Annotated in this window: 8 protein-coding genes; 2 read left to right on the top strand and 6 right to left on the bottom strand. The window is 67.0% G+C overall.

Going from position 1 to position 12,812, the window contains the following annotated elements; all coding sequences use genetic code 11:
- The first annotated feature begins 100 nt into the window (after positions 1 to 100).
- Complete coding sequence (locus GH681_RS10740; protein WP_153161474.1) at positions 101 to 2,548, top strand: EAL domain-containing protein; 2,448 nt, start codon at positions 101 to 103, stop codon at positions 2,546 to 2,548.
- Here the strand turns inward: GH681_RS10740 and GH681_RS10735 are convergent.
- From GH681_RS10735 to GH681_RS10725, 3 genes are read right to left on the bottom strand one after another with little or no spacing between them, the layout of a single operon-like run.
- Entirely contained in the window at positions 2,535 to 3,014 is a 480-nt protein-coding gene (locus GH681_RS10735; RefSeq protein ID WP_153161473.1) for a WbuC family cupin fold metalloprotein, read from the bottom strand. The genes GH681_RS10740 and GH681_RS10735 overlap by 14 nt on opposite strands.
- The gene (gene dnaE, locus GH681_RS10730; protein WP_153161472.1) at positions 3,011 to 6,505 is read right to left on the bottom strand and encodes a DNA polymerase III subunit alpha; all 3,495 of its coding nucleotides are present in this window, start codon (positions 6,503 to 6,505) and stop codon (positions 3,011 to 3,013) included. The genes GH681_RS10735 and dnaE overlap by 4 nt, the downstream gene beginning before the upstream one ends.
- 57 nt (positions 6,506 to 6,562) lie before the next feature.
- Entirely contained in the window at positions 6,563 to 7,684 is a 1,122-nt protein-coding gene (locus GH681_RS10725) for a rhomboid family intramembrane serine protease (protein ID WP_194271204.1), read from the bottom strand.
- 189 nt (positions 7,685 to 7,873) lie between these two features.
- Here GH681_RS10725 and GH681_RS10720 point away from each other — a divergent pair, with 189 nt between their 5' ends.
- Positions 7,874 to 8,917, top strand: a complete 1,044-nt coding sequence (locus tag GH681_RS10720; RefSeq protein ID WP_153161470.1) for a GGDEF domain-containing protein — start codon at positions 7,874 to 7,876, stop codon at positions 8,915 to 8,917.
- Between the two features lie 25 nt (positions 8,918 to 8,942).
- Here GH681_RS10720 and GH681_RS10715 read toward each other — a convergent pair whose 3' ends face one another.
- The 3 genes from GH681_RS10715 to GH681_RS10705 form a co-directional block, all read right to left on the bottom strand.
- Positions 8,943 to 9,332, bottom strand: coding sequence for a hypothetical protein (locus GH681_RS10715; RefSeq protein ID WP_153161469.1), 390 nt, complete (start codon positions 9,330 to 9,332; stop codon positions 8,943 to 8,945).
- A gap of 2 nt (positions 9,333 to 9,334) precedes the next feature.
- Positions 9,335 to 10,309: a quinone oxidoreductase gene (locus GH681_RS10710; RefSeq protein ID WP_153161468.1), complete on the bottom strand. Its 975-nt coding sequence runs from the start codon at positions 10,307 to 10,309 to the stop codon at positions 9,335 to 9,337.
- 112 nt (positions 10,310 to 10,421) lie between these two features.
- A complete protein-coding gene (locus GH681_RS10705; protein WP_153161467.1) occupies positions 10,422 to 12,710 on the bottom strand; it encodes an NADP-dependent malic enzyme in 2,289 nt (762 codons plus the stop codon).
- Positions 12,711 to 12,812: the final 102 nt, after the last annotated feature.

The raw sequence follows: 12,812 nt of genomic DNA, 5'->3' as shown, positions 1-12,812 counted from the left end.
TGGCAAGTATTCGCCCTTTTGCTCGACGAACCCTATCGACACCGTACAGACCGTGCCCACGCCCTTGCTCACTCAACCGGCAGTCAACCGGGACAACTCCATGTCCCTGTTCGACCACCTGCCCGCGCTGATCTGGCGATCCGGCCTGAACGCAAAGTGCAACTACTTCAACCAGACCTGGCTCAATTTCACCGGCCGCAGCTTTGAACAGGAGTTCGGCGACGGCTGGACCACCGGCGTCCACCCCGAGGATTTCGACCGCTGCGTCAGCACCTATCTCGAGCACTTCGCGGTCCGCACGCCCTTCGAGATGGAATACCGCCTGCGCCGCCACGACGGCGAATACCGCTGGATCATCGACACCGGCCGGCCGATCTTCGACGCCGACGGCGAATTCGTCGGCTACATCGGCTCCTGCCTCGACATCACCGACCGGCGCAACACCGAAGCCGAACTGCGCGAGCGGGAAACCCGCCTGGGCACCCTCCTCGCGTCGATGGGCGAAGGCGTGGTCATGCGCGATGCCAGCGGAAGGCTCCTCGCCCACAACGTCGCCGCCTGCGAGATCCTGGGCCTGTCCTCCGACCAGCTCCACGACTGGAGCGCCTTGGAGACGCTCATCACCTACCTCGACGAGGACGGCACGCCGCTCGAGCCCAACAACACCCCGTCGGCCCGCGCCCTGCGCTCGGGCCTGCCCCAGGCCGGCATACTCGGCATCGACCGCTCCGACGGCAGCCGGCGCTGGCTGTGGAGCAACGCGGTGCCGCTCTTCGAGGACGATGATCCCGCCGCCCCGGTACGCGGCGTGGTGACCACCATCGCCGACATCACCGTGCGCCGTACCCACGAAGAACAATCGCGCCTCGCCTGGACGGTGTTCCAGAACAGCGTCGAGGCGATCATCGTCACCGACGCCGACGAGCGCATCCTGTCCGTCAACCGGGCCTTCACCGACGTCACCGGCTACACCGCGGAGGAAGCCATCGGCCAGACGCCCCACCTGCTGTGCTCCGGCCACCACGACAAGGCCTTCTACGAAGCCATGTGGCGGGACATCAACATCATGGGCTTCTGGCAGGGCGAGATCCACGACCGGCGCAAGAACGGCACCTTCTATCCCTCGTCCCTGTCGATCAGCGCCGTTCGCAACAAGACCGGACGGGTCACCCACTACGTGGCGGTGCTGTCCGACATCACCGAGCGCAAGGCCTCGGAAGCGCGCATCGCCTTCCTGGCCCAGCACGACCCGCTCACCGGCCTGCCCAACCGAACTCTGCTGCGCGACCGCCTCGATCAGGCCCTGGCCAGCGCCACCCGTCACGGCAAGCGCATCGCGCTGATGTTCCTCGATCTCGACCGCTTCAAGACGATCAACGACTCCCTCGGCCACATGATCGGGGACCGCCTGCTGCAGGGTGTCGCCCAGCGCCTCACCAGCTGCGTGCGCGAGACCGACACGGTGAGCCGCCAGGGGGGCGACGAGTTCCTGATCGTGCTCACCGACGTGGACGTGCCCGACGACGCGGCGCGGGTGGCCGAGAAGATCCTCGACCTGCTCGGCCCGCCATTCGACGTGGACGGGCAGCAGCTCGGCACCTCGTTCTCCATCGGCATCGCCCTCTACCCCGAGGATGGCAACAGCGTCGAGCTGCTGATGAAGAACGCCGACACCGCCATGTACCACGCCAAGGAGAGCGGCCGGAACACCTACCGCTTCTTCGACGAGGCGATGAACGTCAACGCCCTGGAGCGCCTGCACCTCGAAAATGGCCTGCGCCACGCCCTGGCCCAGGAGGAATTCCAGCTCTTCTACCAGCCGCAGGTTGACCTGATGAGCGGCCGGATCATCGGCGTGGAGGCGCTGCTGCGCTGGTTCAGCGGCGTGATGGGGGGCATCTCGCCGGCACGTTTCATCCCCCTGGCCGAAGAATGCGGGCTGATCGTGCCGATCGGCGAATGGGTGCTCGGCACCGCCTGCCGCCAGGCCGTCGCCTGGCAGGATGCAGGCTTTCCGCCGATGCCGGTGGCGGTGAATCTGTCGGCGCTGCAGTTCCGCCGCAGCGACATCGTGGCGAGCGTGGCCGCCGCGCTAGCTGCAAGCGGGCTCGACGGCCGCTGGCTCGAACTGGAGCTCACCGAATCCCTGCTGATGCAGTCCGGCCCGGATGTATCCGCCACCCTCGCGCGGCTCAAGGCGCTGGGGGTGCGCCTGTCGATCGACGACTTCGGCACCGGCTATTCGAGTCTGGCCTATCTCAAGCGCTTCCCGGTGGACCGGCTGAAGGTGGACCAGAGCTTCGTGCGGGATCTGACCGACGACCCGGAAGACGCCACCATCGTGCGGGCGATCATCCAGCTCGGCCATAGCCTGCACCTGGAGGTGATCGCCGAAGGCACGGAAACCCCCGAGCAGATGGCCTTCCTGCTCCGCGAAGGCTGCTCCGCCGCCCAGGGCTATCTGTTCAGCCCGCCCCTGCCGGCCGACGCGGTGACGGGGCTGCTTGAGGCCGGCAGCCTGCCGGCCACGCCGATCAGACCGCTGTAAAGGCGCGCTTCATCTCGGCCAGGTAGCCGGCAACGCCCGGCTCGCCCTCGGCCGGCGCCCACTGGCCCCATTCGGCCGCCACCGGCACCGCGTAGGGGCCGGCCTTGATCTCGATGAACACCGTGCCGCTCTCCAGCGCCACGATGCTGTGGAACACCCCGGCCGGCACGTGAAAGCCGAACGCGCCGGCCTCTGGCGCGATCACCCGCGCCTCCAGCACCTTGCCCTCCCCATCGAACACCAGCGCCCCGAGCCGCCCGCGCAGCGGGATGATGGTCTCGGACTTGTTGGGATCGAGGTGACAATGGGGCCGCACGTACGAATCCGGCTCGATCGCCACCAGCAGGCGGTGGGCCGGCTCGGTGGATTCGAGGTGGAGGTTGTGGTGGCTGCGCAGGCGCGGCACCGAACGGGCCTTGGCGACCAGCTCGTCAAGGAGGCTGGCGTCGAGAAAACAGTTGCTCATGAGTAGATCACTTCAACGGAATCAGGGGGTAGCCATTCGCGCAGGCTTTCCAGCAGGCTGTCGTCGGGGCGCACGCGCCAGCCCGGGCCGAGGGGGAAGTCGGCCTCGGCCTCGGCGTTGCGGTAGCGCACGCGGATCGGGCACTCGCCTTCGCGGAAGGGGGTGAGCATCGTCTGCAGGCGCTCGGCTGCGGCGGTAGCGCCACCCGCCTCACCGACTTCGCCGTTGAGCTTGAGCTGCAGGGCGCGGGCAAAGCGGCCGCGGGCCTCGCCAAGGGTCATCAGGCGGTCGGCGACGATGCGCAGGCCACCGGGGCCGGAGAAATCATCGGGGCTCACCTTGGCGTCGACGATCAGCACCTCGTCCACCACGATGCGCTCCCGGTTGTTGTCGAAGGTCTCCGAGAACACCGACACCTCCCGGGGCGTGGTGCCGTCGTCCAGCAGCACGAAGGCGATCTTGCCGCGGGCGGTCATCTTGGCGCGCACTTCCATCACCACGCCGGCCAGGGTGACGAGATCCTTCGACGGCTCCACGTGGGCCAGGGTGCGCCGCACGAAGCGCCGCACTTCGGGCTTGAAGGCGTTGAAGGGATGGCCGGAGAGGAAGAAGCCGATCGCCAGCTTTTCTTCCTTCAGGCGCTCGCGCTCGCCCCACGGCCGCACCTTGACGTAGTCGGCCATCGGCGGGGCTTCCATGCCGGGCATGTCGAACAGGCCGCTCTGCATGGCGTTGGCGGCGATCTGCTCGGCGGCTTCCATGGCGATGCCCACCGAAGCCAGCAGCTTGGCCCGGTCGGCCGGCTGCACGGGGTCGAGGGTGTCAAAGGCGCCGGCGCGGATCAGGGCTTCGATCACGCGGCGGTTGGCCATCCGCTTGTCCACCCGGCAGGCGAAGTCGAACAGATCCTTGAACGGCCCGGCTTCCCGCGCAGCGAGGATGGCCCGCACCGCCGGCTCGCCCACGCCCTTCACCGCCCCCAGGCCGTAGCGGATGGTCTTCGAGTCGGTGGGCACGAAGCGGTAGTCCGACTGGTTCACGTCCGGCGGCAGCACCTTGATGCCGTTGGCGAGCGTGTCCTCGTAGAAGATCTTGATCGTGTCGGTGTTGTCCAGATCGGCGGACATGGTGGCCGCCATGAACGCCGAGCAGTGATAGGCCTTGAGCCACGCGGTGTGGTAGGTGACCACCGCGTAGGCTGCCGTGTGCGACTTGTTGAAGCCGTACTCGGCAAACTTGGTCATCAGGTCGAAGAGCTGCTCGGCCAGCGCCGGGTCGTAGCCCTTCTGGCGAGCCCCCGCGGCGATGGTCTCCCGGTGCTTGGCCATCTCCTCGGGCTTCTTCTTGCCCATTGCCCGACGCAGCATGTCGGCGCCGCCCAGGGTGTAGCCCCCGATGATCTGGGAGATCTGCATCACCTGCTCCTGATACACGATCACCCCGTAGGTGGGCGACAGGCAGGCGGTGAGATCCGGGTGGAAGTAGTCGATGGCCTGCTGGCCCTTCTTCCGGAGGATGAAGTCGTCCACCATCCCCGAGCCCAGCGGGCCCGGACGGTAGAGCGCCAGCACGGCGATGATGTCTTCGAAGCGGTCGGGCGCGAGCTTTTTCAGGAGCTTCTTCATGCCTTCCGATTCCACCTGGAAGATCGCCGTGGTGTTGGCGTCCCGGAGGATCTGGTAGGCGGCCTGGTCTTCGAAGCCCAGGCTCATGAGGTCGGGCTTAGAGCCGGTGAGACGCTCGACGTAATCGAGCGCCAGCTCGATGATGGTGAGGTTTCGCAGGCCCAGGAAGTCGAACTTCACGAGGCCGACGGCTTCCACGTCGTCCTTGTCGAACTGGGACACCGGCGTGGCGTCCTCGCCGTCGGCGATGTAGAGCGGACAGAAATCGGTGAGCTTGCCCGGCGCGATCAGCACACCCCCGGCGTGCATGCCGACGCCGCGGGTGAGGCCTTCGAGCGGCTCGGCGAGGCTCCAGAGTTCCTGGATCGACTCGCCGTCGTTACCGTCGGCCATCAGCTCGTTGATCTGCGGCTCCTGGGCGCGGGCGTCGGCCAGCGAAAGCGGCTTGTTCTGCACCACCGGGATCAGCTTGGAGAGGCGGTCGCACAGGCCGTAGGGCAGATCCAGCACGCGGCCCACGTCGCGCACCACGGCCTTCGAGGCCATCGTGCCGAAGGTGGCGATCTGGCTCACCGCGTCCTTGCCGTAGCGCTCGCGCACGTACTCGATCACGCGGTAGCGGTTGTCCTGGCAGAAGTCGATGTCGAAGTCGGGCATCGACACCCGCTCGGGGTTGAGGAAGCGCTCGAACAGCAGCGCGTAGGCGAGCGGATCAAGGTCGGTGATCTTGAGGGAGTAAGCCACCAGCGAGCCCGCACCCGACCCCCGCCCCGGCCCCACCGGCACGCCGTTGTTCTTGGCCCACTGGATGAAGTCCGCCACGATCAGGAAGTAGCCCGGGAAGCCCATCTGGACGATGGTGTCGGTCTCGAACTTGAGACGGTCTTCGTAGCGCTGGCGCTGGGCCTCGCGCTCCTCGGGGTGCGGATAGAGCTGGGCGAGACGTTCCTCGAGGCCGGCCTTGGCTTCCTGTACAAGGAAGTCGTCGAGGCTCATGCCGTCGGGCGTCGGGAACAGCGGCAGGAAGTTCTTGCCCAGCTGCACCGTGAGCGAGCAGCGGCGGGCGATCTCGACGCTGTTCTCGAGCGCCTCGGGAATGTCGGCAAAGAGCGCCGCCATCTCGTCCTGGGTCTTGAAGTACTGCTGCTCGGTGAAATCCTTGGGCCGGCGCTTGTCGGCCAGCACGTAGCCTTCGGCGATGCACACCCGCGCCTCGTGGGCCTTGAAGTCCTCGGGCCGGATGAACTGGATCGGGTGGGTGGCGACCACCGGCAGGTTGAGCCGCGAGGCGAGCTGGACGGCCTCGCGGATGTAGGTTTCAGTGCCCGGATGCCCAGCGCGCTGCAGCTCGATGTAGAACGAATCCGGGAAGCGCCGGGCCCAGTCGGCGGCCAGGCTCTCGGCCATCTGCATGTTGCCGTTGGCCAGCGCGTGCCCCACGTCGCCGTCCTTGGCACCCGACAGGCAGATGAGATCGGACGCGGCTTCGGCGGTCAGCCATTCACGGCGGATCTCGGCGCGGCCGCGATACTTGTTCTCCATGAAGGCCAGGGTCAGCAGCTCGCACAGCTGGCCGTAGCCCTTGCGGTTCTTGCAGATCAGGAGGACGCGGGACGGCTTGTCGCGATCGACCGCGTTGGTGATCCAGACGTCGCAGCCGATCACCGGCTTGAGGCCCTTGCCGCGGGCGCCCTTGTAGAACTTGACCATCCCGAACAGGTTGGCCAGATCGGAGATGCCCAGCGCCGGCATGCCGTCGGCGACGGCGCGGGCAATGGCGGAATCCACCTGCGCGATCCCGTCGGAGATCGAATACTCGGTGTGAAGGCGCAGATGGATGAAACGGGGGGAGTGGGATTCAGGCATCCCGGGATTTTACCTTCCGGCCGGCCGCCGGTTGACCCCCGTGGCGAGATTTCCCGACTAGCGGCCGGCGGCCTCCACCGACTTGCGCAGGCGCATCTGCAGCAGGATGTTGTCGGCCTGCACCTGCAGGGTGCGCGAACGCTCGATCCACACCGCCTGATGGGTTTCGATGGCCTGGGCCAGCGCCTTCAGGGCGTCGCGGCGGGTGGTGGCGTAATGCACCAGCTCGTCCCGCTGCCATTCGTAGTCGTCCGGCGCCTCGCGCCACGACAGGGCGGTGATGGCCCGGTCCCAGCGGGGGATGAAGTCGTGCTCCAGCTTGTCGAGGGCCGCCGCTTCGGTGATCCGCTTCTGGCGCATGGCGTCCATCAGCGCGGCCTGCTCGCGCAGGAGCTCCTGCTCTTCGAGGGCAAACTGGCGGATCGTCTGCTGGTAGGCCGAACCGATCTCGAAATTGCGCACCACCTGGGGCGACTCCTTCCACAGCCAGCTGCCCAGCGCCGCCGCCAGCAGCAGCCCGCCCAGCACCTGGGGCGCAAGCCAGCGCACCGGCTTCGGCGACACCAGCGGCTCGGCAAAGGCCGCGCCCAGCAGCAGCCCGCCCACCAGGCCGCCCAGGTGGGCGGCGTTGTCGATGCCCGGAATCGAGAAGCCGGCAAACAGCGAATAACCGATGAAGCCCAGGGTACCCGAGCGCATCTCGCGGAACACCTCGGTGGGCACCGACCCCCGCTGACGCAGCAGGTAGGCCAGCAGCGCACCATACACGCCGAAGATCGCCCCGGACGCGCCGACGCTCACCGGGCCCGGCTTCCACCACAGGCTGGCCGCATTGCCCAGCAGGCCGGCGATCACGTAGATGGTCAGGAAGCCCCACCGCCCGAACAGCCGCTCGACCACCTGCCCGGCCTGGTGCAGCGCCAGCATGTTGAGCCCCACGTGGAGCAGCCCGCCGTGCAGGAAGAGCGCGGTGAAGAAGCGCCACCCCTCACCCTGCTGGACCAGCGGGGCGAAGTTGCCGCCAAACCGGATCAGCAGATCGGGCGGGATCTGCATGGGATTCACCGCCGCGATTGCCAGCGCCGCAAAGACGACCGAATTGATCACCACCAGCGCACGGGTCACGTCGGCCCGGGGCACCCGGGAGAACAGAACGTTGATGAAAGTGTCGTAGTTCAAGAGGGAAGGAAATTGCAGAGGGAAGCCCGGATTATACGCAGCCGGGCGACGACGCAATCCCGACTTCTCGGCGCGACCGCCCGTGGCCCTGCAGCCGCCCTGCGGCATCCAGGCTCCGCTGCACTGCCAAGTACAGGTAGAATCGCGAAAATGTGACCACAAAAAGCCAATAATGTCGCACCGGGCACCATGATCCACGTCCTCAAGCACGTCGAATCCATCACCCAACATCGAGACAGGGCCTTGCTTGAGCTAGGCGTCGCGTCAGCGTTGTTCGAGCTGGTCAAGGCCCGCGAGGTCAATCTTCACAAGATCGTCGGGGATGGCGATGCCCGCGCCCTCGAACAGGTCACCCACGTAGGCAGCGACGGGGTTCGCTACGCGACCGAAGCCGAGATCGACGACCCCCAGCCCATCGGCACCCGGCCGGAGATCCTCGCCTGCGTCGAGAACTCGCAGATCGTGCGACGGGAGCTCAAGGAAACCGGCGCCTACATCCACTGTTTTCCGATCAGCGTCGACCGGCGCGTGCTGGGCGTGCTCGAAGTCTCCTGCGACCGCCCGCTCTCGGAAGACGACCTGGGCACCGCCGAAGGTTTCCTGGGGCTCTACCGCAACTACCTGAGCCTGCTGGACTACAGCGAGCGGGACACCCTCACCGGGATGCTCAACCGCAAGACCTTCGACGAGAGCCTGTCGAAGATCCTCGCCGGCATGGCCGCGATGCAGGCCGCCGAAAACGATCCGGCCGCCGTCCGTCGCCGGCGCCAGCAGGAAGACGGCAACCACTGGCTGGCGGTGGTCGACGTAGACCACTTCAAGCGCATCAACGATCACTTCGGCCACCTGTACGGCGACGAGGTGCTGATCCTCCTCGCCCGCATCATGCGTGAGAGCTTCCGTCACCAGGACAAGCTGTTCCGTTTTGGCGGCGAGGAGTTCGTCGTCACCCTGCGCGCGATGTCGGAAGACGAGGTGCGCACAGCCCTCGAACGCTTCCGCACCGCCGTCGAGAACTACGTTTTCCCGCAGGTCGGGCAGGTCACGGTGAGCGCCGGCTACACCCACATCAGCGCATCCGACACCATCCCGGAGATCGTCGGCCGGGCCGACGAGGCGCTGTACGTGGCCAAGGAAAACGGCCGCAACCAGATCGCCAGCTACGAAGCGGCCCTCCGCGCGGGCAAGGTCGCCGTGCGCGACAAGCCCGACAACGACATCGAGCTGTTCTGAGCGGGCCGGGCGGCCCGCGTCCCTTTCAGCGGCCCGCCGCCTGGGCCGGCAGATCCTTCAGCGCCTGCTTGCGCTCGCCCTCGGCGGCGAAGATCAGCGCCTGCTGCTCATCGGTGAGCGGCGCCTTCAGGTCACGTTCCAGCGAGTTGTAGATCCGCGCCAGACGGTCGGTGAGGCGGCCCTTGGCGGGGATCGCGCGCACCACCTGATCGTGGCTGGCGCCGGTGATGCTCATCACCTTCTGGATGAAGGCCTCCTCGATGCGCCGGGTTTCGGCCTGCATGAAGGCCACCTGGCCCGGCGTCAGCACCGCGGCGGTCGGCGGAGCCGGCGGCGCAGCGCTGGCCGGAGCCAGCGGAAGGGACAGGAACAGGGCCAGGACGGCAGAAGCAGAAAGCGGAATTGCGGATTTCATGATCACGGAAGCAGGACGGTCGAGCCGGTGGTGCGCCGGGCCTCGAGTTCGCGGTGGGCGACGGCGGCATCCTTGAGCGGATAGCGCTGGTTGATCGACAGGCGGACCTGACCGGAGGCCACCACGTCGAACAGTTCATCGGACATCGCCAGCAGATCCTCGCGCCGGGCGATGTAGTGGAACAGGGTCGGACGCGTCAGGAACAGGGAGCCCATCCTGGCGAGCAGCGCGGGCTCGAAAGCCGGCACCGGGCCCGAGGCATTGCCGAAGGTGACCATCACCCCCAGCGGCCGCAGGCAGGCCAGGGAATCCATGAACGTGTCCTTGCCGATGGAATCGTAAACCACCGGCACGCCTTCGCCCGCGGTAATTTCACGGACGCGGCCCGAAACCGATTCGCGGGTGTAAATAATCGTGTGATCGCAGCCATGCTGCCGGGCGATCTCGGCCTTGGCGTCCGAGCTTACGGTGCCGATCACCGTGGCGCCCAGGGCCTTGGCCCACTGGCAGACGATCAGCCCCACTCCACCCGCGGCGGCGTGGATCAGGATGGTATCGCCGGGCTGGACCCGGTAGGTGCGACGCAGCAGGTACTGGGCGGTGAGCCCCTGCATCATCATCGCCGCGCCCTGCTCGAAGCTCAGGCTGTCGGGCAGATTGACCAGCAGGCTGGCCGCGATGTTGCGGCTTTCGGAATACGCCCCGAGGGGGCCGCCCACGTAGGCAACCCGGTCGCCGGGCACGAACTCCACCACACCCTCGCCGACGGCTTCGACGACGCCCGCCGCTTCCTGGCCGAGGCCGGACGGCAGCGTCAGCGGGTAAAGCCCGGAGCGGTGATAGGTATCGATGTAATTGACGCCGACCGCCTCGTGGCGGATGCGGACTTCGCCGGCAGCTGGCGGCGGCAGGTCGGCCTCGACCCATTGCAGGACGTCGGGGCCGCCGATGCGGTCGAAACGGATCAGATGAGTCATGGCGTCACCTCGCAGGACATCGTGGGCCACGATTGTACCGGAGGTGAGCGTCCGCCGCCCCCGGCGGGCATGCGCAAAAGGCCATGCCCGCCGGGGGACGGAGCGCGCGGGATCAGTTGCCTTCGCGCTGCTCCATGGCGTCCACCACCGCCAGGGCGGTGATGTTCACCAGCCGGCGCACGGACGCCGACGGGGTCAGGATGTGCACCGCGCGGGCGCTACCAAGGAGGATCGGCCCCACCGACACGCCGTCGCCGTGGGCAACCTTGAGCAGGTTGAAGGCGATGTTGGCGGCATCCAGATTGGGCATCACCAGCAGGTTGGCTTCGCCGTGGAGGGTCGAATCCGGGTGCAGACGCTCGCGGATCTCGTGGGACAGGGCCGAGTCGCCGTGCATCTCGCCGTCGCACTGCAGGTCCGGCGCCTTGACGCGCAGGATGTCGCGGGCTTCGCGCATGCGGCGGGACGAGGTGGACCGGGCGCTGCCGAAGTTGGAGTGGGACAGCAGGGCCACCTTCGGCTCGATGCCGAAACGCTTCAGCTCGTCGGCCGCCATCACGGCGATCTCGGCGGCGTCCTCGGCGCTCGGCATCTCGTTCACGTAAGTGTCGGTGATGGCCAGCACGCGCTGGGGCAGCAGCAGGATGTTCATCGCCGCGTACAGGCTGGCGCCGTTCTTCAGGCCGATCAGGTTCTGGACGTGCTCGAAGTGGTGGTCGTAGGAGCCGGTGGTGCCGCACACCAGGGCGTCGGCGTCGCCGCGACGCAGCAGCATGCAGCCGATCAGGGTGGTGTCGGAGCGCAGGGCTTCGCGGGCGGAATCCGGCGTGACGCCGTCGCGGCCCATCAGGCGGTAGTACTCCTGCCACAGCTCGCGGTAGCGGCTGTCGGATTCCACATTCACCACATCGAAGTCGCGGCCGGACTTGAGGTTGAGGCCGAACTTCTCGATGCGCATGTCGATGACCGCCGGACGGCCGATGAGGATCGGACGGGCCAGGTTTTCATCGACCACCGCACGCACGGCGCGCAGCACGCGCTCGCTCTCGCCTTCCGCGTAGAGCACGCGCTTCTTGTCGGCGGGGATGCGCTTGGCGGTGGAGAACACCGGCTTCATGATGATGCCGGACTGGTACACGAACTCGGTCAGGCTCTGGACGTAGGCGTCCATGTCGACCTTGCGCGTGGCCACGCCGGAATCGATGGCGGCCTGGGCCACGGCCGGGGCGATCTTGACGATCAGGCGCGGGTCGAAGGGCTTGGGGATCAGGTAGTTCGGGCCGAAGGAAAGATCGGCGCCGCCGTAGGCCTGGGCCACCACGTCGGACTGCTCGGCTTCGGCCAGCTCGGCGATGGCCTTCACGCAGGCGAGCTTCATCTCTTCGTTGATCGTCGTGGCGCCGGCATCGAGGGCACCGCGGAAGATGAACGGGAAGCACAGCACGTTGTTCACCTGGTTCGGGTAATCCGAACGGCCGGTGGCAATGATGGCGTCGGGGCGGACTTCCTTGGCCAGCTCCGGCATGATTTCCGGGGTCGGGTTGGCCAGCGCGAAGATCAGCGGCTTGTCGGCCATGCCCTTGACCATCTCGGGCTTGAGCACGCCGGCGGTGGACAGGCCGAGGAACACGTCGGCACCGACCATCGCGTCGGCGAGGGTGCGGAATTCGGTGTTCTGGGCGTAACGGGCCTTGGTCGGCTCCATCTTCTCGTCACGGCCCACGTAGATCACGCCCTTCGAGTCGCACACGAAGACGTTCTCGCGCTTGATGCCGAGGCCGCACCACAGCTCAAGACAGGCGATCGCCGCGGCGCCGGCGCCGGAACACACCACCTTCACTTCGTCGATCTTCTTGCCGACCACCTTGAGGCCGTTGAGCATCGCGGCGGCGGAGATGATGGCGGTGCCGTGCTGGTCGTCGTGGAAGACCGGGATCTTCATCCGCTCGCGCAGCTTCTGCTCGATGTAGAAGCACTCGGGCGCCTTGATGTCCTCGAGGTTGATGCCGCCGAGGGTGGGCTCGAGGGCGGCGATCATGTCGATCAGCTTGTCCGGGTCGTTCTCGGCGAGTTCGATGTCGAACACGTCGATGTTGGCGAACTTCTTGAAGAGGCAGCCCTTGCCTTCCATCACCGGCTTGGCGGCCAGCGGGCCGATGTTGCCCAGGCCCAGCACCGCGGTGCCGTTGGTGACCACGGCCACCAGGTTGCCGCGGGAGGTGTATTCCTGCGCGTCGGCCGGATCGGCCACGATGGCGTCACAGGCGGCGGCCACGCCAGGGGAGTAGGCCAGCGCCAGGTCGCGCTGGTTGGTCAGGCCCTTGGTCGGCACCACCGAAATCTTGCCGCGGGTCGGGCTACGGTGGTACTCGAGGGCGGCGGCGATGAAATCCTTGTCCATGTTCTATCTCTACCAAAAAAAATGGTCCGACCCCTCCCCGCAAGGCAAACGGCCAAGCGGGCAAGGAGCGCTAACCCTGCTGCACACGGAAGTCTGTAAGCG

The organism is Zoogloea sp. 1C4 (genome assembly GCF_009469605.1).
GTDB classification, from domain to species: domain Bacteria; phylum Pseudomonadota; class Gammaproteobacteria; order Burkholderiales; family Rhodocyclaceae; genus Zoogloea; species Zoogloea oryzae.
Note: the sequence above shows the minus strand (reverse complement) of the source record. Positions and strands in the feature narration are given on the sequence as shown.